Raw genomic sequence first — 23125 nt, 5'->3', positions numbered from 1 at the left:
GTCGTGACGACCGTCCGTCCGGTGGTTTCCGCTCCGGCGGCGACCGCCCGACCGGCGACCGTCCCACCGGCGACCGTCCCACCGGCGGCCGTTCCTTCGAGCGCCGCGACGACCGTCCGTCCACCGGTGGCGGCTTCCGCTCCGGCGGCGCCGACCGTCCGGCCTTCAACCGTGACCGCCGCGAAGAGCGTCCGGCCACCGGCGGCGGCTTCCGCACCGGCGACCGCCCCGTGAACCGCGACCGCCGCGACGAGCGTCCGGCCGGCCGCACCTTCGAGCGCCGTGACAGCCGCCCGGGTCAGACCGGCACCGGCTCGATCGACCGCAAGCCGCGCTGGAAGGCCAACTGACCAGGCCTGAACCTGCCTGACCGAACGGGCCCGCCCGATGCCATTGGCATCGGGCGGGCCCGTTTTTCGCGCATGGTGTGCCCCCAGCAAGGGAATTGCTGGGGGCATGACAACTGTGCAGAAGGATCAGCAGGACCAGCCGGATCCCCCCGAGGGATCCGATGAGGAGCGCCTCGCCCAGCTCGGCTACACGCAGGTGCTGGCGCGGCGGATGTCGGCGTTCTCGAACTTCGCGGTGTCGTTCACGATCATCTCGGTGCTGTCCGGGTGTCTGACGCTGTACATGTTCGGCATGAACACCGGTGGCCCCGCGGTCATCATGTGGGGCTGGGTGGGCGTCGGGCTGATGACGCTCGTGGTCGGGCTGGCCATGGCGGAGGTCTGTTCGGCGTATCCGACCTCGGCCGGGCTGTACTACTGGGCACGGGCGTTGGCGCCCGAGCGCAGTGCCGCCGCCTGGGCGTGGTTCACCGGTTGGTTCAATGTGCTGGGGCAGGTCGCGGTGACCGCGGGCATCGACTTCGGGGCGGCGAGCTTCCTCAACGCCTATCTGACGCTGCAGTTCGACTGGCCGGCCACCCCCGGGCACACGATGCTCCTGTTCGCCGGGATCCTCGTCCTGCACGGCGTCCTCAACACCTTCGGGGTGCGGATAGTCGCCCTGCTGAACGACATCAGCGTGTGGTGGCACGTGATCGGCGTGGTCGTCATCGTCGGGGCGCTCGCGATCGTCCCCGACAGCCACCAGTCGGCGTCCTTCGTCTTCACCGAGTTCGTCAACAACACGGGCTGGAACAGCAGCCTCTACGTGGTGCTGATCGGCCTGCTGATGGCGCAGTACACCTTCACCGGCTACGACGCCTCCGCCCATATGACCGAGGAGACCCATGACGCGTCCGTCGCCGGACCGCGCGGCATCGTCCGGTCCATCTGGACGTCCTGGGTCGCCGGCTTCGTACTGCTGCTCGGCTTCACCTTCTCCATCCACAGCTACAGCGGCGCCCTGGACAGCGACACGGGCGTCCCGCCCGCGCAGATCCTCATCGACGGGCTCGGCGCGGCCGGCGGCAAGGCCCTGCTGCTCGTCGTGATCGTCGCGCAGCTCTTCTGCGGTATGGCGTCCGTCACGGCCAACAGCCGCATGATCTACGCGTTCTCGCGTGACGGCGCCCTGCCGTACTCCCGGGTCTGGCACCGCATCAACGAGCGCACCCGGACGCCCACCAACGCCGTCTGGCTCGCCGCCTTCGGCGCGATGCTGCTCGGCCTGCCGTATCTGATCAACCCCACCGCCTACGCGGCCGTGACGTCGATCGCCGTGATCGGTCTCTACATCGCCTACGTCATCCCGACGTTCCTGCGGTTGCGCAAGGGCGACGCCTTCGAGCGCGGGCCGTGGCACCTGGGGCGCTGGAGCCGGCCGATCGGGATCTTCGCGCTGGGGTGGGTCGCGCTGATCACCGTGCTGTTCATGCTGCCGCAGGTGAGTCCCGTCACGGCGAAGAGCTTCAACTACGCACCGGTGGCGGTCCTCGTCGTCCTCGGTTTCGCCGCCGCCTGGTGGCTGGTCTCCGCCCGTCACTGGTTCCTCAAACCGGCCACCACGGGGGACACGGCCGGGCCCGGCACGGGTGGCGGTCCCGGGGCCGACACGCCGACCGGCTGATCCGGGGCGCGGTCCGGGCGCAGATCATCCGCAGCCGATAAGACTCGGACCTGCGCCCCTCGCCGGGCTATGCTGCGGGTTGCGGGCCATTAGCTCAATTGGCAGAGCAGTGGACTTTTAATCCATTGGTTGTCGGTTCGAGTCCGACATGGCCCACTGTGAGAGCCGCAGGTCGTCCCCGGATGACCTGCGGTTTCTCTGTGTCGGGGTGGCTGGATCCGGTCCTGCGGGCGCCGGCGGCCCGGCCGTGCGGGGCCGCACCTCCGCCGCCGGCCCTTCCTGCGGCTGACCGGCAGCGATGCGGCGCGGACCCCGGTCCGCGCCCGGCTATGCTGGGAGGAACAACGGGCCGTTAGCTCAATGGTTAGAGCAGTGGACTTTTAATCCATTGGTTGTGGGTTCGAGTCCCACATGGCCTACCCGCAGGCGTACCGGTCTCGCCACCGGCGTCCTGCGAGAGCGCCCCGGTCGGGTTTCCCGACCGGGGCGCGCCTCTGTCCCCGTCCGGTAGGGGCTCCGACGGGGGTCCGGTGGGGCCTCGGGTGGGGCCTTTGCCCACTTCGGTAGGGTCTTGTGGCGTGACCTACATAGTGGTGTTGTTCGCGCTCGTCGGCGCCGGCATGTTGTTTTCCGCGATCGAGCGGAAGGTCGACCGGGTCGAGCGGAGGATCCGGCTCATGGAGCGCCGTCAGGAGTTGATCCTGCGTCACCTCGGTATCGAGGAGGTGGACGCCCCCGACCTGCGGGAGATCAACGAGCTGGTGCGGCAGGGGAAGAAGATCCAGGCGATCAAGGCCTACCGCGAGCTCACGGGCGCCGGGCTGAAGGAAGCCAAGGAAGCGGTCGAGCGGCTGCCCGGGAACGTCTGACCTGCGGGGGAGCGCCCCCGCTGCGTCCTGCGGTGGAGATTGTCAGGGATGCCGCTAGGGGGCGGGGTAGGGATAACCCCCAGGTGCAATGGGGCATGAGCCGGATGGGTCGGGGTCCCCCGGTGCGGCAAAGTCAGTGACACCCGCCACTGACAAGGAGTTCGACATGGCCGCCACCTCGGTACCAGCCCCGGTCACCACCGGACCGTTGGCGGCCTTCGTGCGCTTCGTCGTCTGCGGCGGGGGAGTTGGGCTGCTGTCCAGCGGGGCGCTGCTGCTGGTCTCCGGTCATGCGCCGATCGCGCTGGCGAACGCGGTGGTGACCGTCGTGTCCACCCTGCTCGCCACCGAGCTGCACGGCCGCTTCACCTTCCGGGCGGGACACGCGCGGCCGGCCGACCACCTGAAGTCCGGCCTCACCGCCACCATTTGCTACCTGTTCACCACCGGCGCCCTGCTCGCCCTGCACGCGGTCCACCCGAACCCCGGGCCGCTGCTGGAGCAGAGCGTCTATCTGTCGGCGTCCGGCCTGGCGGGCATCGGCCGCTTCGTGGTCCTGAAGGTCATGGTCTTCGCGACCGGCTCCAAGGCCGCGGCCGGCACCCGCCCGGTCGGCAGGAAGGTCCTGCTGACCCGCCGGGCGGTCACCGTCGCCGCGTAGTCGCCTCAGGCCCGGCGGCGCCGGGCCGGGAGGGTCGTCACGGCGAGGACCAGGGCCACCGCGATCAGCCCGGCGCCGACCGTGAAGGCGAGGTGGTAGCCACCGGTCAGCGCCGCGGGGGCGGACCGTCCGGCGCTCAGCAGGTGGGCGGTCCGGGAGGTGGCGAGGGTGTTGAGGAGCGCGAGGCCGAGCGCACCGCCGATCTGCTGGGTGGTGTTGAACAGGCCGGAGGCGACACCGGCGTCCCGTTCGGTGGCACCGGACATGCCGAGCCCGGTCAGGGCCGGGATGGCCAGCCCGAAGCCGGCGAGCGACAGCATCACGGGCAGCAGGTCGACGAGGTAACTTCCGTGCACGGGGACCCGGCTGAGCAGCAGGAGACCCGCGAGCAGCAGCGCCAGACCGGACACGACCATCGTGCGTTCGCCGAACCGGCCGGTCAGCCGGGCCGAGAAGCCGAGCGAGACGATCCCGATCACGACGGCGGACGGGAGCATGGCCAGCCCGCTCTTCGCGGCACCGTAGCCGAGCACGTGCTGCATGTAGAGGACGACGAGCACCTGGAAGCCGAACAGCGCGGCGATCATCAGGACCTGGATCGCGTTGGCCCCGGACACCTGGCGGGAGCGGAACACCCGCAGCGGCAGCAGCGGGGCGGCGGCCTTCGCCTGGCGGAGGACGAACCCGGCGAGCAGCGCGGCGGCCAGGGCGCCGAGACCGAGGGTGCGGGCCGAGGCCCAGCCGTTCTCACCGGCCTGGACGATCGTGTAGACACCGAGCATCAGACCGGCGGTGACGAGGGCGGCGCCCGTCGCGTCGGCCCCGGAGCGCAGGCCGAGGCCGCGGTCGGGGACGAGGGTGCGGGCGGCCAGCACACCGGCGGCGACGCCGATCGGCAGATTGATGAAGAAGATCCAGTGCCAGCTCGCGGACTGGGTGAGAACGCCGCCCAGCACCAGGCCGATCGAGGCCCCGGCGGCACCGACGAAGCTGAACGCGCCGATCGCCTTGGCCCGTTCGCGCGGCTCGGGGAAGAGCGTCACGATCATCCCGAGGCTCACCGCGGACGCCATCGCGCCGCCGACACCCTGGACGAACCGGCCGGCGATCAGCAGCTCGGGCGAGCCGGCCACCCCGCACAGCAGCGAGGCGGCGGTGAAGAGGGTGATGCCCGCCAGGAACATCCGCTTGCGCCCGATCAGGTCGCCGAACCGTCCGGCCAGGAGCAGCAGACCGCCGAACGCGATCAGGTAGGCGTTGACGACCCAGGCGAGGTCCGGCTGCGAGAAGCCGAGGTCGCTCTGGATGGCGGGCAGCGCCACGGTCACGATGCTGCCGTCCAGGATGACCATCAGCATCCCCGCGCAGAGGATCGCGAGGGCCAGCCAGCGGGACCGGTCGTGGGGCGGGGTCCGCGGATCCGGATGCTGCTGGGTCGGGCGCTGGGTCCGGGTCCCGGTCCGGGTCTGCGGTGTGGATCTCGTCAGCGGCATGAGGGCGTCTCCCTGCTCGGGTTGGTCGAGGCATGCGCGGCGTTCGCGGGCGTTCGAAGCCACAAGAGAGACGCTAGCAGATAGTTTTGTAATAGACGATATCTTTCAGAACTAGATCCGGGCCTCCCGGGCCCGCCGGACCGGACGTGGTGATTCCACGGGGGTGGCCAGCCGGCCCTCGGTCAGCCGCTGCAGGGCGGCGGCGAACACCTTCCGCTCGCCCTCCGGAAGCGTGCCGAGCACCTCGCTGTGGATGCGGTCGATGATCGCCAGGCCGTCGGTGATGTGCTGGACGCCGGCTTCGGTGACCGAGATGATCCGCGCCCGGCGGTCCGTGCTCGAAGGGCGGCGCTCCGCGAGCCCGGCCTTCTCCAGCTCGTCCATCGTCACGACCATCGTGGTCTTGTCGAGGTCCGCGAGCTCCGCCACCTGCGCCTGGGTCAGCTCACCCGGCAGCGCGTGGGCCAGTACGCAGTGCAGCCGCGGCGAGCTGTCGATCTCGGCGAGCGCCGCCGTCAGTTCGGTGGTGAGCACATGCGCGATGTGCTTCAGCTGGAACGTGAGGTCCGGGACGCTGCGGACCGGCGGGGTGGGCCGGTGCGCGTCCGGAGTCGCTGTGGGTGCCATGACGCGAGGGTAACAAAACTCGTCCTGTACGGGATCGTCCCGTAGGGGACGACATGGCATGGGTGGGGTCTCGAGGGCCCCGAGCCAACAGGGCCCCGGGCTAGCAGGGCTGCCGCCACGCGTCGAGGTTCAGGTGCTTGAGCATCGAGCTGAGGCGGAGCCGCCGGGCGGTCGGACAGAACTCCGTCGTCGCCAGGGAGTACTCGGTGTGGAACACCGCCTTGCCCGCCGTGATGAACGGGGTCAGCTCGTCGCACTCGTCGTTCTGCGCGCACTCCTCGTTGACGGCGAAGTCGAAGTCGCCGACCAGCTCCGGGATCTGCTCCAGGTCGTTCTTGAGGCCGACCGACATACCGCGCTCATGGGCGAGCCCGGCGAGCATGCGGTTGTACGCGAGCTGGTCGGCGGCGGTCAGCGGGAAGCCGGTCCGGTTGGTGTAGGCGTCCATGAGATCGGGCTCGACCCCGTCGAAGCCCTTGGTGCGGCACATGTCGAAACGTTGCGCCATCAAGGGGCGCAGCAGGTCGAGGCGGCGGATGTCCAGCCACCGCTCGCCGCTCCAGCCGTTGCCGAGGCCGAGGAGGGCGGTGGGGAACGCCACCCGGTCGGGGCGGAAGTTCTCCCAGGCGCCCGCGTTGACGTAGCAGATCACCTTGCGGCCGGCGGCGTGCAGCCGGGCGACGGTGGCGGCGTCGTTCTCGAAACCGTCGATGTCGTAGACGGGTACGTCGACGCTGGTGTCGACCTTGCCGCTGAGCTGCCACTGCCAGGCGGTGCCGGGAGGCGGCCGCCAGCGGTCGGACGGCGGGGCGGGGATGGGTGAGGGGATGGAGGAGGGGATGGGGGAGGGGCGGTGGTGGTCCGGGCCGGGATCCGGGCCCGGATCGGGATCGGAACCGCAGGCGGCGAGCAGCAGAACGAGGAGCGGGAGAAGAAGCGAAGGGAGGAACGAGGGGAGGAACGCCGACGGCCGGGAGCCGGTGCCAGACCTGCGGATCAACGGTTCTCCTCCTGCTGGTGCCGATGCCGCCCCCGGAGCCCGGCGACATCGGTGAGGTCCGGGGGCGTGAGGTCCGAGGACATGACGTCCGGGGACGTGAGGTCCGGAGACACACCCTGCCAGGGGTTGGCGCCGCTTCCCGGGACCGCGCAGTGCACGGCCGCGCCGCGCAGCCGGGCGGTACGGGAGGCGAGGCCGCAGAGCCTGGCCGGGACGTCGTACACGAGATGGCAGAAGCGGTCCGCCGGATAGGTACTCGTCCAGGCCGGTACGGCCGCCGCCGCGCGGTACGTCGCCCAGCTGCCCTCGAACGTCACCAGCAGATCGGCGAACTCGGCGTACCCGGGCGCGGGGTGCACGCCCGGGTTGAGGACGACCGTCCGGGAACCGCCGGCCCGCGCGGTCCGCGCGGTCCGCGCGAGCCAGCGGTAGTAACTCAACAGCCCGGCGTCGGGCGCGGCCTGGTCGAAGAAGACGCCGTCCGTGCCGTACCACTTGCGGTGGTGGCGCAGGTCGGCGACGACCGCGTGGGTGGGGCGGCGGCCGTACGCGGTGTCCACGTATCCGAGGACGCGCACGCCCGCCGCCCGCAACTCCTCGGCCACCGCCACGAAGGCGGGGTCCCGGACCGTGCCCGGCCCGTCGGCGACGTTGAGCACGACGCCGTAGAGCAGGTCGGCGGCCCCCACCAGCGTCCGCCAGGCGCCGGGGTCGACGGCCGGGTGGACGTAGAGCGGGACGAGGAGCTTTCCGTCGCTCATGGCGCGGCCGTGACGCCGGCCGTGACACCGGACGGTGCCCTGGGCGGAACGGCTACCGGTGCGCCCTCGTTCCACAGGTCCGCGAGCGACTGCGCGAAGCTGAACTGGGGCCGCCAGCCCAGGGCCGCGGCCGCCGCGGAGATGTCCGCGCGCTGCCAGGACACCGCAGCCGAACGGTGCGACCCGGCCCCGCTCTCCTCGACCCGGCCCCGGAAACCGGACGCGGCGACCAGCCCGTCCGCGATGGCGCGCACCGGGGTGGCGCCGCCGCCCGCGATGTTCAGGATCCGCGGCAGCGGCCCCGGGGCCATGGCCGCGAGGACGGCGGCCCGCGCCACGTCCCGTACGTCGACGTAGTCGCGGTACGCGGAGAGATCACCGACGCGGATCACGCCCTCCGCACCCTCCGGGAGCACCCGGCGCAGTTCGGCGACGAACCGGCCCGGCAGGCTCGCCCCCGGCGATCCCGGGCCGATCGGGTTGAAGACCCGCAACACCGTGGCGTCCAGGGCGGATTGGGCGACGATGAGCGTGCCGGCCAGTTTCGTGGCCCCGTACGCCCCCGGCGGCCGGGTCGGTGCGGACTCGTCGATGGACCGGCCGGGGGCCGTGGCCCCGTACTCCCCGGCAGAACCGAGGTGGACGAGACGGGCGGTGGGCGCGGCCCGCCGCAGCGCCTCGCAGAGGACGGCGGGTCCACGGGTGTTCACCTCCGCGAGCCGCAGCGGGCTGTTGCCCACCGAGCCCACGCAGTTGACGACGGCGTGTGGACCCAGCGCCCGCAGCGCCTCGGTGAGCGCGTCGACGGAGATGGTGGTGAGGTCGATCGGCAGGCCGTCCACCAGGGCAGGTGGGGAATCGGACGGGAGGGCGGGCGGGGAGACCGGGGTGGACCGGCCGGCGCCGAGCACCCGCACACCCGGGAGGGCGCGCAGCTGCCCGGCGACGTGGGCGCCGAGGAATCCGGTGGAACCCAGACAGAGAATGCGTCGCATGGCGTCGGGTCACGCCCCCTTGAGCAGCAGTCCGCGGTGGGTGGTGAACTCGGCGTTGGCCCGGTCGTAGTCGTCGGGACGTCCGATGTCGAGCCAGTAGCCGTCGAACTCGTAGGCGCTCGGCGGGGTCTTCGCGTTGAGCAGGTCGAGCACCACCTCGTCGAAGCCGAGCGGCAGCCCGGGTGTGTAGTCCAGGAGCGTGGAACGGGACAGGCCGTACACGCCCATCGAGACCCGGTAGTCGATGCTCGGCTTCTCGGTGAAGGCCACGACGTTGCCCGAGTCCGTGGTCAGCACCCCGAAGTCGATCTTCACCTTCCGGGCGTAGGTGGCGATGGTGAGCGGGCTGTCGGCGGTCTCGTGGTGCCGCAGCACGTCCCCGAAGTCCAGGTCGGTGAGGATGTCGCCGTTCATCACGAGGAACTTCTCGGGCAGCCGGTCGAGCATGGTGAGCAGCGGCCCCATCGTGCCGAGCGGGCTGTCCTCGGTGGAGTAGCCGACGCGCATCCCCCACTGCGAACCGTTGCCGACGTAGGCGCGGATGATGTGGCCCAGGTGGCCGATGGCGATGGTGCAGGTGGTGAAGCCGGCGTTCGCCAGCTGCCGCATCACGATCTCCAGGATCGCGTGCTGGTCGCCGATCGGGACGAGCGGTTTCGGCAGGGCGGTCGTGTAGGGCAGCAGCCGGACGCCCTTGCCTCCGGCCAGAATGACTGCGTGCATGTGGTTGGTCCCCCCTCTGGCCTGGCGGCCAGACGTCGCGTCCGGTTCCGGGGTTCGATCCGGGACCGGGAGATCCGGAAGAGTCGGTTCCGGGAAATCCGGAGTCAGATGTTGTAGAGCTCGGTCTTGTAGCGGGCGAGGTTCGCCGGGTCGCGGAAGAACGCGATGGTGTCTTCCAGCCCCTGCTCCAGGCTGTGATCGGCCGCCCAGCCGGTCGCGTCACGCAGCCGCGCGGCGTCGCAGACCAGCCGCATCACCTCGGAGCCGGCGGGCCGGATCCGCTGCTCGTCCTCGATGACGTCCAGATCGGTCTCCATGAGCTTGCCGATCAGCTGCACCAGGTCACCGACGGAGATCTCGCCTCCCGTCCCCGCGTTGAACGTCCGCCCGACCACGCTCCCGGCGGGCGCGGTCCCCACCGCGAGGAACGCCCGCGCGGTGTCCCGTACGTAGGTGAAGTCGCGCGTCGGCCGCAGGTCTCCGAGCGTGATGGTCCGCTCCCCAGCGGCCACCTGCCCGATCACCGTCGGGATCACCGCACGCATGGACTGCCGCGGCCCGAAGGTGTTGAACGGCCGCAGCGTCACCACCGGTGTACCGAAGCTCGCGAAGTAGCTGTCCGCGAGCCGGTCGCCGCCCGCCTTCGAAGCGGCGTACGGGGACTGGGTGTTGATCGGGTGGTCCTCGGAGATCGGTACGGTCTGCGCGGTGCCGTACGTCTCGCTGGTGGAGGTGTGCACCAGCCGCGGGATCTCCAGCTGGCGGACGGCCTCCAGCACGTTCAGCGTGCCGGTGACGTTGGTGTCCACGTAGGAGTGCGGTGCCTGGTACGAGTACGGGATCGCGATCAGCGCGGCCAGGTGGTAGACGGCCTCGGCGCCGTCCATCAGCCCCCGGACGGAGCCGGGGTCGCGGACGTCGCCCAGGACCACGTCCACCTGGCTCATCGTCTCGGCGTCCAGCGTCTCCAGCCAGCCGAAGGACGAGAACGAGTTGTACTGGGCCATCGCGCGCACCCGGTGGCCCGAGGCGACGAGCGCCTCCACCAGGTGTGAGCCGATGAAGCCTTCGGCGCCGGTGACGGCTACCAATGTCATGTCGAATGCTCCGGTTTCTCGAAAGGGGTTGGGGACGTGGGACAGGTTCGGTTCGGGGCACCTCATCGGTGCGATGTGGCGCGGCCCAGCAGGGAGCAGGCGACGGCGATCAGTACGGCCGCCGCGCTCGCGCAGGCGACCAGCTGCACGACCGGATGGTCACCGAACTCCCAGCACAGGAAGGCGATTTCGACCACGGCGGCCGCCATGCAGACCAGCGCGGCCGGCCACGCGGCGCCGAACGCCTGGAGCAGCAGCGAGAGCCACAGCACCGCGCCGAGCGTCAGCAGCGCGCACAGCCGCAGCGCGCCGGGTGCCGGTGCCCCCGGCCACAGCGCGGTGAGGGCCGCCGCGAGCGCCGCGAGGACGATCAGGTACCCCGCCAGGCACCCGAGCAGGACGGAGGCCGACCGGGTCCTGAAGCCTCCGGCGTCGACGCTGCGCCGCAGCGCGGCGACCCCGCGGCCGCGGAAGCGGTACAGCAGCCATTCGGCCGCGCCCATGCTCAGCGTCAGCGCGACCGCCGAGACACCGGCGCCCAGGGCCAGCACCAGGACCAGCACCGCGCTGGCCAGCCCGTACAGCCCGTACGGCAAGGACGCGACGAGCGGCGGGGGCGCGGGCGCGCCCAGCTCGGGCGGGGTGCGCAGCCCGCGTACGACCTGCCGGCCGGCGACCAGCAGCGCCGCCACGGGGGTCGCGATGACCAGACAGGCCCGCACCGTGGGGGGCAGGTCCCACGCCAGGAGCAGCGCGGCACCCACCGTTGTCGGGGCGAGGGCGAGCAGCAGATCCCGTTCCCGGCCCAGCACCAGCAGTGCCGTCGCCGCTGCCAGGTAGCTGGACTGCCCCACCGCGAAGGCGGCTTCACTGCCCCGCGACGCGAACGCGACCGCGAACGCCGACGCGAGCAGCGCCCCCGCCGGCGCGCCGCGGAGCAGACAGCGGGCGGTCGCCCGCCGCCCGTCCGAGCCGAGCCGCAGATAGGCGCGGTGCGCCAGGGCCTGGTTCCAGGCCCAGCCGGCGAGCGCGGCGGCGGACAGCGCCACCGTCCCGGCCGGCAGCCCGAACGCGTCCGGCGGACCGGAGAGCAGCGTCCCGCCCAGGACGTACGCCAGCCCCGGCAGGCCGAAGACGATGCCCCGCAGCAGACACCGCCAGGGGTTGATCCCCCAGGGATCGGGGCCCGGCTCCGGTGCCGGGTAGCAGCGCTTGCCCGCGCCCCGGGCGTGCAACTCCTCGGCCAGCTCGAAGAGATCGGACCGCCCGTACCGGTGCACGATGAGCTCGTGCGTCAGCCCGTCGGACTCCAGGACGGCGGCGATCTCGTCCGCGTGCACCGCGGCCGCGCAGACCTCGTCGAGGCGCTCGGCGAGTTCCTCCAGCGGGTCCTCGGCCCAGGAGGGCCGGCGGCGCTGCCGCTGCCGCGGCACCGTCGGCAGCGCACCCCCGTCGTGCGGCACGAGCCGCAGCGGGCCGCTCACTGGGCGACCTCCGTGACGGTGGTGTCGTCGACGACGGCCGGGCCGTGGTGGCCGTACTGGTCGCGGGACTGCCACTCCACCCCGACGGGGGTGAGGACGAGCCACGGCTTCCGGGCGGACAGTTCGCTGTAGATGCCGCGGAAGGTCTCGATCGTCCGACGCAGCGTGAACTGGTCGATCACCCGGAGCCGCGCGTCCCATCCCATGGACGCCCGGGTCGCCGGGTCGCGCAGCAGCGCGAGCGCGGCCTTCGCCATCGCGGCGGGATCGCGGGGCGGGACCACCAGACCCGCTTCGCCGACCGCCTCCCGCACACCCCCGACATCCGTGGAGACGGTGGCGCGTGCGCAGGACATGGCTTCGATGAGGGTGAACGGGAAGCCCTCGCTGATGCTGGAGAGCATCACGACGTTCCCGGCCGCGTACGCGTCGCGGATGTCCTCGACGCGCCCCTCGAACGTCACCGCGTCGCCGACACCCAACTCGGCCGCCAGCGCGACGCATTGGTCGCGGTATCCCTCGCCGCCCCTCGGCGTTCCGCCGAAGAGCCGGAGCAGCGCCTGCGGGAGTTCGGCCCGTACGAGGGCGAAGGCGCGGATCAGGGTCTCCAGGTCCTTGATCGGGTCGACGCGCCCGGCCCAGCTGAGGGTGGGCACCGCGGGTTCCGGCCCGGCCATCGGGAAGGCGCCGGGGTCGACGCCGTTGTACACGGTGCGGATCCGGTCGGGCGCGGTCCCGCCGCGTTCCTCCCAGCGCCGGTTGTAGCGGCTGCCGGGGGTGACGAGCGCGGCGCGGCGGTACGACTCCTCGGCGAGCAGCCGGTAGAAGCCGAGCATGACGGCCTTGACGGGCCAGCCGTACGGGCCGGTCCGGTAGCCGAGATACCGCTCGCGCAGATAGACGCCGTGCTCGGTGAGCAGGAACGGTGTGCCGTGTTCGTGGTGCGCCAGCAGCCCGGGAAGGGTCGCCAGGCCGCCGCTGACGGCGTGCGTGATGCTTCCCGGCACGGGTTCGGCGGAGAGCGGACGCAGCGCGTGTTCCAGCAGGTCAGTGGCGGTGAGCGCGTCGTGCAGGGTGGGCCGGGCCGCCGCGGCGGCGACATGCGGCCGGTTCCAGACGTCGGTGAGGACGCGCAGGGCGTCCTCGGAGCGGAGCGCCGCGGAGAGCGATCCCGCGCGTGCCAGCGCCGCCAGCGCGTACAGCTGGGGAGCGAACTCCGCTTCCGCCGCCGGGTCGAGCAGGGCCAACAGGAAGCGTTCGTAGCCGGCGCGGAACAGCTGCGCCTGGCGGCCGCGGGGTGCGCGGCCGGTCGGCGGCTTGCCCCACAGCGGTATCTCGGTGAAGTCCCGTACGTTGCCCGGAAGATCCCAGGCGAGGGACTCCCGCCCCGTGCCGGTCACGGCTATCAGACGGAAGTCGAAGTCCGGTATTCCCCGGACGAGTTGGTCGCACCACACGCTCACTCCGCCGTGGCTGTGCGGATATGTGCCCTCGGTCAGCAAGGTCACCTGGGTCTGCATGGCGAATCGGTCCCCCCACGGGTCCGTCGGTGAATGCGCCGCGTACGGTCCTTCGCGGCACTGGAGGGCGCTGGAGCGCCGGCTGTGTGCCGGCGGCTCCAGCGCCTTTCCACGTGATCGTTCGGTCGTGCTCGGTCCTGCTCGGTGGTGCTGCGCGTGGTGCCTGTGCTGCTCAGCTGTGGTGCGAAGCCGTCGCCGAGCAGGCGCCGAGCCGGCGCTAGCGCCGTGCTGCCCTGGTGTTCTTGCGGTGCTGCTTCTGCTTGCCGGTGTCACCGGGGCCGTACGGAACCGGGTCGGTCGCACCCGTCGGCACGGGCAGTGCCTGTGCCGGGGCCTTCGCCTTGGCGACCTGGGCACTCTGCGCGGCCTTGGCCGGCGTCGCGGTGACGACGGCGGGTGTGACGGCGGCGGTGAGTTTGAGCGTCACCGAGCTCTGCAGCGATCCAGGGGCCACCCAGCCGGACAGCTGTCCGGCGTAGGCGCCGCCGAAGGCCGTGGTGCCGATGAGCTGTGCCTGGCGGGTGCCGACGGGCATGCTCGCGGTCGACTGAAGGCCGCTCGGCCCGGTGACGGTGACGGTGTCACCGATCCGGTAGGCGGTGACCTTGTTGGCCTTGACGGCCGTGTCCCAGGCGGCGCGCCTGGCCAGCTCGGCGGAGATGTCGGCCATCCGCAGGTTCACGATGGGCGTGCTGGCGGCGTACAGGTTCTTGTAGTCGCCGAGGATCTTCTCCATGACCGGATAGGCGATCCGGTCCTCGGCGAAGTTCGACTGGTGCACGTAGTGCGGCCGCGGGTTGTTGGACAGCACGTGCCCGAGGTCCGTCCGCGCCTCCAGCGGAACGATGTACGAGGCGTAGCCGGTCGCCGTGTCCAGCGGCGTGTCCAGGCAGGTGGACGTCGCGGAGCCCTCGCAGATGCCGCTGCCGCCGTCGGCCGCCCTGGTGTAGATCCAGTTGTACTCGTCGACCTCTTCGCTCGCCTTGCCCGCGTTGTAGAAGACGTTCATCGGGAAGCGCGGCACCGTCAGTGCCGGTCCGACCTTGCGCTGCTGCGGGTCGCGCGAGTTGTCGCTGCCCAGCACCGTCACCCCGGTCGCGCTCAGCGACGTGGCGAGGTTCGGGTTGTCGAGCGGCTGCTGCGGCAGGATCTTCAGGCCGGAGTGCTCACCGGTGAGCAGCTCCTGCTTGTTGACGGTGAGGCCGTGCTGCGTGGCCCAGATCGTGTTGTCCTTGATCTGCGCGGTGATGTCCGCCTTGGAGGTCCACACCACCGCGCCGGTGGCGGTCGTCGAGCACTTCCACGGCACCACGGAGACGTCCTGGACGCAGCCGAGGTACGGGTGGGTGTAGGTGTGGTTGACCCAGCGGTAGGCGTTCTTGTCGGCGATGAGCTGCGTCGCGAGCGGGTCCGTCCCGCCGTGCTCCGCCTTGTAGCCCTCGCTGCCGCCGCCGTTGTACATCAGGTCCGGCGTGAAGCCGTTCGCCGCCGACCACTGCTTGAGGTACGTGGCGTCCGCGGGCGTCATCCGGATGGGGTCCGGGTCCGACTGGTCGGTGCCGACCGCGCAGTCCACGTCGCCCGGGGTGCAGTTGAGCGTGGGGTTCCAGCGGTCGTCGCCGAGGAGTACGTCGTCCATGTGCAGGGCGAAGTAGTTCCGGTCGGCGCCGAGGTGGATGCCCTGGGTCATCCACTCGACCATGCCGCGGGCGAGCAGCCGGAACTGCTGCTGGTACTGGTTGTAGACGAACGTCACGACCAGTTCGCGCCGGCCGTCGTGGCTGTACTCCCCGACGAGCGAACCGCGGGCGGTGCTTCCCTGGATCGGCGCGTCCACGTAACTGGTGAACGTGGCTCCGGCGGCCTGGGTCGCGAGCGGCGTGGCGAGGAAGGCGTAACTCTCGCCGACGGTGGGTGAGTTGTCCTCGAAGGGAACGTTCCCCTTGAGGTAGCCGAACGGCCCGGCGGTGGCGGTCGCCGCGGCGGTGACGCCGTCCAGCGAGCCGATGTAGCCGGGGTCCTGCGCGTAGTTCAGCCCGACCTCGGGCCGGGCGTAGGTGTACGCGTCGACCTGCGGGATGCCGAAGGCCGTCTCGTACGCGGCCAGTGCCGCCATCTCGGCGGATCCGGCGCCGAACGGGTTGTCGTTCGGCAGGACGACGGCCTGGAACTTGGCGCGCGGCCGTCCGCTGACCGTGTCGCTCAGATAGGCCGCGGTGATCTGCGGCCGTGCGGCGCTGTTCAGGTCGAGCGTGGTGTACGGCGTGCCCGCGCTGTCGAGTTCGGCGGTGATGGCCTGGGTGGCCGGCCCGCCGTCGTCGACGACGAGCACCCGCAGATCGATCCTGGGTGTGACGGCCGCGGCGGTCGCATCCGCGGAACTCGGGCCGGCTGCGGGCCAAGTGAGGGTGAGCATCGCCGCGGCAGTACACGCGGTGGCAAGGCGGGTCGTTCGACCCATGGATTCCTCCCCCGGGAGGGCACGCCAAGGCAGCCCTCTCAGGCGCCCCCGGCCCTCCCTATTCCAATGAACTGGGTTGCAGTGGGATAGGTGCGACCGTCAGATCTCCCCGTCTTGAGGTCGCCCGTGTCACATCGTGGAGCAAAGGGCAGGGTTTGTGGAGGGGAATCGTGAAGGCGGTGAAAAAGGCACAGCATTGTTCATTTCCGAAAGCGGGTTCTTGGCTCTCGGGGCAGCTGGTGGGGCGGGAGCGAACCGGATGGGGGATGGGTTTCCGCTGGTTGACGTACGTGTGAGCGAATAGTAATCAGCGGAAATGTTAAAGCAATATCCCGAGGTCGGGGGTATCGGGATGCATAAATGTGCGCGCCGGGAGGCGGCGGGAATTCAGGGATAAGTTACTGTCCAGGATTTGTCTCCGCTGTGTTCTGATTTCGTAACAGCGGGGGGCGGCGGAGTTCTGGACGGAGTTTAGGGCGCGGCGCCGAATCGCGATTGCGGGTGCGGGGTGCGGGGTGCGGGGTGCGGGGTTCGGGTACGGGTTCGCTGCGCTGCGCTTCGGGGCGTCAGACCCCGTTGACGAGCCGGATGTACCGCACCCAGTCCCAGTTGGGCCCGGGGTCGGTGTGGTCGGTGCCCGGGACCTGGACGTGGCCGATGATGTGGTTGCGGTCCTTGGGGATGCCGTACTTGTCGCAGATCGCGGCGGTGAGCGCGGCGGAGGAGTGGTACATCGCGGCCGTGAAGTACGCCGGCTGGTCCACCCACCCCTCGTGCTCGATGCCGATGCTGCGCGTGTTGTAGTCCCAGTTGCCCGCGTGCCAGGCGATGTCGTGCTCGCGCACGCACTGCCCGATCGATCCGTCCGACGACTTGACGACGTAATGCGCGCTCGCCGCGTGCGCCGGGTCCTGGAAGACCCGGATGGTGTCGGCGTAGGTCTCCTGCGTGACGTGGATGACCACCAGGTTGACCGGGTAGCTCGTGATCCGGTTCGACGCCGTGTAGTTGCTCGTGCTCGCGGGGGACCAGACGGCCGACGGGTAATCGACGGTCGCGGCGTCGGCATGCTTCGAGCCGACGAGGCCTGCTGCCGCCACGGCGCCGAGGGCGAGGCCGCCGCGCAGCAGGGCGCGCCGGGAGGTCGCGGGGCTGCCGGGCGTGCCGGCGCTGCCGGGCGTGCTGGAGGTGCCGGGCCTGCGGTCCATGGAGGCTCCCTGGGACGTCATGGTGAGGTCGGGTGCATGACCATCGGGTGGGGCGTGACCATCGGGTGGGGCGTGACCATCGTGGGCCCCGCGCGCGAACGCTGCCAAGGGGCAGGGGAATTGGCAGTGGTCCAGACCGGTGAAGAGTACGCCGACGTGCCCTTCCGAGGCCGTTCCGCCATCGTTCCCGGCACGTCCTGGACCACTGCTTTCCGCTGTTACACGGAGGTGACGCTTCCCGCATGATCCAGGGATCGGTCGCGTGTGACGATCTCCCTACCGCAAGCCGCAGGGACCGAGCAGGAACGCTGAACGGAACGCCGCGCGGGGCGCAGAATCCAGCTCCACCATCCACGTTCACGTTCCCTGGGGGGATCACCATGTCTGCTCGCACCTTGTCGCGCCGTCCACGCCTCGCCGCCGCCGCTGCTGTCGCCGTGGCCGCCGTCTGCGGTACCGCGCTCATGCCGGCCGCCGCGTACGCCGACGCCCCGGCCACCAAGCCGCTGCACATCGAGTTCGGCACCCCTTCGCCGGCCGGCCCGCTCGCCCGGGGAGGGGCGACCGAGTCCTACACGGTCAGTGCGACGAACAACAACGACAAGGCTGTCGAGTTCAACGCGAACGTCTTCGGCATCCCCAGCGGCGCGAGCCCGCTCGACGGCTCCGAGGTGAAGCTCGCGGTCGTGCCGGTCTCGGCGCCGGCCACGGACATCGAGGTGGGGCGCCAGGACATGGCGATGGTGGTGCACCTCCACCCGCACGGCACGAAGTCCGCCCCCTTCTCGATCCCGGCCAACACCACCTACACCTGGAAGATCACTGTCGGGCTCAATGCCGACTTCCCCGCCAACGACGGAAATCTCACCCTGACCTTCGACACCGGCAACTACGAGGACAATCCCTCGCACTCGATCCCGTCGATCTCCTTCCAGGCCAGCCCCTCGATCAGGATCGGCACGATCAAGGATCACTTCGGCGGCGCCACCAAGGTGTCGGCCGCGAAGTCGGCGGTGTTCTCGCTCGATGTCGTCAACGAGGCGGGCGGTCACTTCAGCAAGCCTCTGCGCACCCAGCTCACCGCGTTCGGCGCCGGCGGCGACCCGGCGCTGGACCTGTTCGTGTGGCTCGAAGGCCGCTGGGTCGAGGTCGCGGCTCCGGACCACGTCAACACGTGGCTGCTGCCCGACATCCCCACCGGCTTCGCCGAGGGGACGTACCACTACAAGCTCATGTTCACGCTGCCCGCGGGCAAAGCCCCCAAGACGGCCAAGGTCCTCGAGCTGAACGCCCAGACCGGGCTGAGCAGCGGCAACACCAGCATCATCGCCGAGACCGACGAGAAGATCACCGTTCTCCCCACGGCCCCGGTCACCACTCCGACCGGCACCCCGTCGGCCACCCCGACCCCGTCGCCGTCCTCGACCACGAACAGCCCCGCCCCGTCGGCCCCGGCCGCCACGGACGCGCCCGTCGTCAACACCAAGGCCTCCCTCGCGCACACCGGTGCCAACGGCAGCAACGGCACCCTCGTCGCCGGCGCGGGCGCCCTGGTCGCCCTGGGCGCGGCCATGGCCTTCATCGGCCTCCGCCGTCGGCGCCAGCAGGGCTGACGCTCCGGTGTGACGCCCCCGTATGACGAGACCCCGGCCGGAATCCTCCGGCCGGGGTCTCGTCGTTCATCACGTTCCGTAGTGGGTCCACCCCACTCCGCATAACAACTGACACACGCTCACATCACCGTCGTATCACTCCGATCACCCCTCTTCGTCCGATAGCATCCCGTCCGCCCGATTAGTCGCCACTGCCAACTCCTCCTTTCGGCTTGGAAAAGACCCCCGGCTCAATTACCGTTCGATAACGCAGCGCGGTCGTCACTGCCGCCGTTGAGGCGGCACCGTGCGCTTGCCGAATCCCGTCCGCGGGAACCGGGGACCCACTCATTGGGGTGAATCGGGCTGCACTTTGGCCCGTAGGAGACCTTCCTGCTCCGAACCCGTCAGCTAACCCGGTAGGCGAGAAGGAAGGAAAGGAGAGCGCCACCCGTGGCGTCGAACCAGTCTGCCTACGCCCCATCACCCGAGGCTCCGGAAGCCGGGGAATGGGACGAATGGAACCCCACCGCGGAGTCCGTCGCCCCGGATAGGGGCAACAAGCACCGGCTCCCCAAGCCGCGTTCCATAGCCCGTGGTTCGACCGTATTGAGCGTCGCGGCCGTGGCCGCGATGGGCGCGGGCGGAATGGCGGCGGCCGCCGACAAGTCGCCGGTGCCGATCTCGCTCCCGGACCTTTCCGGGCTGCCGGACGCGCCGGACCTTCCGAAGCTCTCCGAGATGCCGGGGATCAGCACCCTCGTGGGCGCGGACGACGCCCCGGTGGCCACGGCATCCACCGCCGCGCCCGGAGCGGCCACGACCTCATGGGCGACGGACGCCGGCGAGGCGCTCCGCACCCGCATCCTCGAACACGTCGCCCAGCAGCGCGACGCGGCGGACCAGGCGGTGCGCGACGCGGCCGCCGGACAGGCGGCGGCAACGGCCGCCAAGGAGGCCGCCGCGCAGAAGGTGCGGGACACGGCCGCCGCGGCGAAGGCGGAGGTCGCCGCCAAGAAGAAGGCCGCGGAGGTCGCCGCCGCGAAGGCCGAGGCTGCCCGCCTCGCCGCACTCGCGGCCTCGTACACCAAGCCGGTCGCCTCGTACTCGCTCACCGCGAGCTTCGGGGAGTCCAGCTCCCTCTGGGCCAACACCCACACCGGCCAGGACTTCGCGGCGCCCACCGGTACGCCGGTGTCCGCGATCCACAGCGGCACCATCACCTCGGCCGCCTGGGCGGGCTCGTACGGCTACCGCATCATCCTGACCCTCGATGACGGCACCGAGATCTGGTACTGCCACCTCTCCTCCATGGTGCAGACCTCGGGCAAGGTCACCACGGGCGAGACCATCGGCCGGGTCGGCGCCACCGGCAACGTCACCGGGCCGCACCTCCACATCGAGGTCCGCCCGGGAGCGGGCGACCCGATCGACCCGATGCCGTGGCTGCGCGCCCGCGGCATCGACGTCTGACCGAAGGCGCCGGCAGCGCGGACTGGCCCAACCGCCCAACGGTCCAGCCGCCCAACAGTCCAACCGCCCAACAGTCCAACCGCCCAACGGTCCAACGGTCCAACGGTCCAACGGTCCAACAGTCCAACAGTCCAACAGTCCAACAGTCCAACCGCAAACCCTGACGGCCGTGGTGACCCCCCGCTCCAGGGCCGTCGGCATGTCCGACCGTCCGACCGTCCGACGAACTCTCGGGCCTATGACAGGTCGACGATGTCCTCCGCGTAGAGCGTCTCCAGGGGCCGCGGACCGATGTACTGCTGGCAGTTGCACGGCCGGGCCTCGTACGAGACGGGCTTCTTCTCGGCATCCCACGCGGTCGGCGTCTGGACCACTTCGTGGCACTTGCCCTGCTTGTCGTGCTTGGCCAGATGGTGCGTGCAGCCGCAGATCGCCTCCGGCGGCCGGTTCGCCGCCTGCAGCGCGCGCTGCTTCTCGCCCTCCGCGGAGATCAGCTCGACCTTCCGCTCATGCCGGGTGCGCATGGCGTGCCGGAACCGATTGCCCCACCAGCCACCGCCCGACAGGACGACCCACGCAATGGCCCACACGTACCAGCCCACGACCGACCGCCCCCATCCTCCGCTTGCACGCTCGCACCTCGTGTGACGTGAAGTTGCATCGTAGTTGTCATCCCTGGCGCCGCCGTAGGGGGCCGTGGAGCAAAAAGGTCCGTGACGGACCGGGAAACTCCGCGAAGTTGTCACCATTGCGCTGCAGGCGGAGCGCTGGCCGCAGGAGAAACGTAGGCTCGGGGTACGCCGCCCGCATGCCGAATCCCAGCTCCTGCGACGCAGCCGCCCTCCGCGCCCTCGCCCGCCGTCAGCGAAACCTCGCCACCCTGTGCCAACTGGCTACGGTGGGCGTATCCGGGACCACCGCGTCCAAGCGCAGCCGCGCCGACGGCCCGTGGCAGCGGATCCTTCCACACGTCCACCTTCTCCAGACCGGAGCAGCCGACCCGCACCAGCGACTGCTGGCCGCGGTTCTGTATGCGTCGGCGCGGGGTGACGAGAACCGCCGCCCGCCAACGGCCCTGCTCACCGGCCGCGCGGCCCTCGCCCTCCACGGGATCCCCGCCGCTGTGCCGGAGACGGCGGGGCGGCACGCCGCCGTCTCCGTCCTGGTCGAGAACACCCGCCGGATCGCGGGCGCCTCGTACGTACGGATCGTCCGCACCCGGCGCTGGCCGGGTGGTACGTACCTTGACGGCATCCCCTCTGTACGCGCTCCGCGTGCCGCCGCTGACGCTGCCGCGTACTGGACCGGCACGGCCACCGGGCTGCGCGCCGTACTGGCTTCGGTCGTCCAGGCCGACTGGCAGCGGACCGTAGAGCGGCGGCTGCGGTCCGCTGACCGACCGGTTCGCCCGCGACTCGCCACCGGCGGGTTGAGCCCGGGTCAAGCCATCGCCGCGGACAGCGCGGCCCGTACCCGCGCCCGTCCGTCCCGCGCGACGGACGGCGCCGGGCCCTCCAGCGTACGTTTCCGCTCCTGCCGCGTACACGACGAGCACCCGTTCGCGCCGACCGCCAACGGCCGTCCGCACTCATCGCACTCGCGACGCCCAGGCCCGGGCTCGGCCGCCCTCACATCCGGCAGTAGCTTCCGGACCAGCCGCGCCGCCAGGAAGGCGGCGGGCGCGAACACCTGCTTCGGCAGCCCTGTCGTCAGCATCTGCGCCAGTGCCCGATCCGGCACGCCCCGCGCCCGCCACTGCGCGAACAACGGCAGCAAGGGCCCCGCCTCCGCCACTCCGACCGTCAGCCTCGGCTCGATCCGCGCGATACGCCGAAGCAGCGCACCGTCCGCGTCCGCGACCTCCGCCGGGGCTGCCTGGCCCGCCGGGGTCTCCGGGGTCTCCGGGGAGGGAGGTACTTCATCCCCCGTACTTTCCCCCGTAGGGGTATTTCCCGGATCCCCGGAGTCCGGCTTCCTGGCTGCCGGAACGACCTGCGGCTTCTGCCGGTTCTCCGGGTTCTCGTGGATGGACGTCCGCGTCGTGACGCGCCCCGTCTCCGGGTCCTGTACGCGCTCGACGACGTAATACCCGCACGTCTTCAGCTCGTCGAGCGCGTTGGCGACCTGCTGTCGGCCTGTCTTGCACAGCGTGGCCAGCTTGCGTACATCGATCCGCTCGCCGTCGAAGCGGGAGAGCAGGTACCCGAGGACGCCCCGCGCGGCGAACGACAGCCGGTTGTCCTGAAGCGCCGCATTGTCGATGACCGTGTAAGCGCGACGGTGCGCGCTACGATGAATGTGCATGGGGAGGGCTTTCTCCTGGTGCCGGACCCCGGGGCGTTGGCGCGCCGCCGGGGTCACATGTTTGTTTATGTGATGTGACGCACTGTAGCGCCAACTCCCAGCATTCAAACTCCCGTTCACCCCTACGGGTGATCGATGCGGCCCGCCGCCTCGGCCACGCGCCGCCGCCGCACCCAGAACGCCAGCGGCGCGGTGGCGACCGCCGCGAGAGCTCCCGGCCCCTTGAACGTGGCCGGCACCGGCAGCGTCGCCCAACGGTTCATCGGCCAGGCGACCACGAACGCCCGCCCCACCACATTCTTGACCGGAACAAAACCGTCACCAGCGCGCTGCTGCTGGTGGTACCGCGAGTCCTGCGAACCGTTGCGGTGGTCCCCCATGACCCACAACATCCCCTGCGGCACCTTCACCGTTCCCACCGGATCGTCCCCGCACGGCGTCGCCCCGGGGAAGATGTACGGCTCGTCCAACGCCACCCCGTTCACCTTCACCGGCCCGCCGGCGTTGCACTCCACGGTGTCGCCTCCCACCGCGATCACCCGCTTGATCAGATCCTTCTCATCGGCCGACGGCATCAGCCCGATGAAGCTCAACACCCGCTGCGTCTGCCGCTCCACGGCATTCTGATGCTTCACCGGCTGGTCCTTCAGCCAGTCCCCCGGGTCGTGGAACACCACGACCTCTCCCCGCTCGGGCTCGGCCCCGAACCACGGCGTCAGCTTGTCGACGAGCACCCGGTCACCAATCTGCAGGGTGTCTTCCATCGACCCCGAGGGAATCGAGAACGCCTGAACGAAGAACGTCTTGATCCCCAGCGCCAGCACCAGCGCCACCCCAACCA

At 70.8% G+C, this 23125-nt stretch carries 19 protein-coding genes, 2 tRNA genes, 1 pseudogene and 1 riboswitch; of the genes and pseudogenes, 8 read left to right on the top strand and 14 right to left on the bottom strand.

Annotation, left to right across the window (positions count from 1 at the left end; all coding sequences use genetic code 11):
* From C6N31_RS37455 to C6N31_RS37430, 6 genes and pseudogenes are all read left to right on the top strand, one after another.
* Window positions 1–350: pseudogene (locus tag C6N31_RS37455) on the top strand (DEAD/DEAH box helicase); the annotation flags it as partial.
* 106 nt (window positions 351–456) lie between these two features.
* Window positions 457–2016 (top strand): amino acid permease, encoded by a 1560-nt coding sequence (locus C6N31_RS37450; protein ID WP_138355808.1) that lies wholly within the window; start codon window positions 457–459, stop codon window positions 2014–2016.
* An 83-nt stretch (window positions 2017–2099) separates the two neighbouring features.
* A tRNA-Lys gene (locus C6N31_RS37445) sits at window positions 2100–2172 on the top strand.
* Between the two features lie 190 nt (window positions 2173–2362).
* Window positions 2363–2435, top strand: a tRNA-Lys gene (locus tag C6N31_RS37440).
* 159 nt (window positions 2436–2594) lie between these two features.
* Complete coding sequence (locus tag C6N31_RS37435; RefSeq protein WP_244809254.1) at window positions 2595–2885, top strand: ribosomal protein L7/L12; 291 nt, start codon at window positions 2595–2597, stop codon at window positions 2883–2885.
* Window positions 2886–3051: 166 nt separating this feature from the next.
* Window positions 3052–3546 (top strand): GtrA domain-containing protein, encoded by a 495-nt coding sequence (locus tag C6N31_RS37430; protein ID WP_187144931.1) that lies wholly within the window; start codon window positions 3052–3054, stop codon window positions 3544–3546.
* A 5-nt stretch (window positions 3547–3551) separates the two neighbouring features.
* Here the strand turns inward: C6N31_RS37430 and C6N31_RS37425 are convergent, their stop codons facing one another.
* From C6N31_RS37425 to C6N31_RS37375, 11 genes are all read right to left on the bottom strand, one after another.
* Window positions 3552–4904 carry an MFS transporter gene (locus tag C6N31_RS37425; RefSeq protein WP_232486137.1) on the bottom strand — a complete coding sequence of 451 codons (1353 nt, stop codon included), beginning with the start codon at window positions 4902–4904 and terminating at the stop codon, window positions 3552–3554.
* A gap of 246 nt (window positions 4905–5150) precedes the next feature.
* Window positions 5151–5666, bottom strand: coding sequence for a MarR family winged helix-turn-helix transcriptional regulator (locus tag C6N31_RS37420; RefSeq protein WP_164295145.1), 516 nt, complete (start codon window positions 5664–5666; stop codon window positions 5151–5153).
* A 100-nt stretch (window positions 5667–5766) separates the two neighbouring features.
* Window positions 5767–6666 carry an endo alpha-1,4 polygalactosaminidase gene (locus C6N31_RS37415; protein ID WP_138355805.1) on the bottom strand — a complete coding sequence of 300 codons (900 nt, stop codon included), beginning with the start codon at window positions 6664–6666 and terminating at the stop codon, window positions 5767–5769.
* On the bottom strand, window positions 6663–7427 hold the full coding sequence (locus tag C6N31_RS37410; RefSeq protein ID WP_138355804.1) for a spherulation-specific family 4 protein: 765 nt from the start codon (window positions 7425–7427) through the stop codon (window positions 6663–6665). Before C6N31_RS37410 ends, C6N31_RS37415 begins: the two co-directional genes overlap by 4 nt.
* A complete protein-coding gene (locus tag C6N31_RS37405; protein WP_198359249.1) occupies window positions 7424–8422 on the bottom strand; it encodes an NAD-dependent epimerase/dehydratase family protein in 999 nt (332 codons plus the stop codon). Before C6N31_RS37405 ends, C6N31_RS37410 begins: the two co-directional genes overlap by 4 nt.
* A 9-nt stretch (window positions 8423–8431) precedes the next feature.
* On the bottom strand, window positions 8432–9145 hold the full coding sequence (locus tag C6N31_RS37400) for a nucleotidyltransferase family protein (RefSeq protein ID WP_138355802.1): 714 nt from the start codon (window positions 9143–9145) through the stop codon (window positions 8432–8434).
* A 104-nt stretch (window positions 9146–9249) separates the two neighbouring features.
* Window positions 9250–10242: an SDR family NAD(P)-dependent oxidoreductase gene (locus C6N31_RS37395; protein ID WP_138355801.1), complete on the bottom strand. Its 993-nt coding sequence runs from the start codon at window positions 10240–10242 to the stop codon at window positions 9250–9252.
* Between the two features lie 62 nt (window positions 10243–10304).
* Window positions 10305–11726 carry a hypothetical protein gene (locus tag C6N31_RS37390; RefSeq protein ID WP_198359248.1) on the bottom strand — a complete coding sequence of 474 codons (1422 nt, stop codon included), beginning with the start codon at window positions 11724–11726 and terminating at the stop codon, window positions 10305–10307.
* Complete coding sequence (locus C6N31_RS37385; protein WP_138355799.1) at window positions 11723–13246, bottom strand: DUF3492 domain-containing protein; 1524 nt, start codon at window positions 13244–13246, stop codon at window positions 11723–11725. Before C6N31_RS37385 ends, C6N31_RS37390 begins: the two co-directional genes overlap by 4 nt.
* Window positions 13247–13463: 217 nt before the next feature.
* A complete protein-coding gene (locus C6N31_RS37380; RefSeq protein ID WP_198359247.1) occupies window positions 13464–15707 on the bottom strand; it encodes a hypothetical protein in 2244 nt (747 codons plus the stop codon).
* Window positions 15708–16273: 566 nt separating this feature from the next.
* Window positions 16274–16915, bottom strand: a complete 642-nt coding sequence (locus C6N31_RS37375; protein WP_138355797.1) for an N-acetylmuramoyl-L-alanine amidase — start codon at window positions 16913–16915, stop codon at window positions 16274–16276.
* Window positions 16916–17295: 380 nt separating this feature from the next.
* Here C6N31_RS37375 and C6N31_RS37370 point away from each other — a divergent pair, with 380 nt between their 5' ends.
* Both C6N31_RS37370 and C6N31_RS37365 read left to right on the top strand, forming a co-directional pair.
* Window positions 17296–18528, top strand: coding sequence for an LPXTG cell wall anchor domain-containing protein (locus tag C6N31_RS37370; protein WP_187144930.1), 1233 nt, complete (start codon window positions 17296–17298; stop codon window positions 18526–18528).
* A gap of 283 nt (window positions 18529–18811) precedes the next feature.
* Window positions 18812–18948: riboswitch (cyclic di-AMP (ydaO/yuaA leader) on the top strand.
* A 12-nt stretch (window positions 18949–18960) separates the two neighbouring features.
* The gene (locus C6N31_RS37365; protein WP_198359246.1) at window positions 18961–19980 is read left to right on the top strand and encodes a M23 family metallopeptidase; all 1020 of its coding nucleotides are present in this window, start codon (window positions 18961–18963) and stop codon (window positions 19978–19980) included.
* A 236-nt stretch (window positions 19981–20216) separates the two neighbouring features.
* Here C6N31_RS37365 and C6N31_RS37360 read toward each other — a convergent pair whose 3' ends face one another.
* The 3 genes from C6N31_RS37360 to lepB form a co-directional block, all read right to left on the bottom strand.
* Complete coding sequence (locus C6N31_RS37360; protein WP_164295135.1) at window positions 20217–20582, bottom strand: hypothetical protein; 366 nt, start codon at window positions 20580–20582, stop codon at window positions 20217–20219.
* Window positions 20583–21420: 838 nt separating this feature from the next.
* Window positions 21421–22284 carry a helix-turn-helix domain-containing protein gene (locus C6N31_RS37355; protein ID WP_138355793.1) on the bottom strand — a complete coding sequence of 288 codons (864 nt, stop codon included), beginning with the start codon at window positions 22282–22284 and terminating at the stop codon, window positions 21421–21423.
* Between the two features lie 122 nt (window positions 22285–22406).
* A complete protein-coding gene (lepB, locus tag C6N31_RS37350; protein ID WP_381588186.1) occupies window positions 22407–23117 on the bottom strand; it encodes a signal peptidase I in 711 nt (236 codons plus the stop codon).
* Window positions 23118–23125: the final 8 nt, after the last annotated feature.

Origin of the sequence: Streptomyces fildesensis, assembly GCF_016107395.1 — a bacterium.
GTDB lineage: Bacteria > Actinomycetota > Actinomycetes > Streptomycetales > Streptomycetaceae > Actinacidiphila > Actinacidiphila fildesensis.
This window is presented reverse-complemented; position numbering and strand designations above follow the sequence as displayed.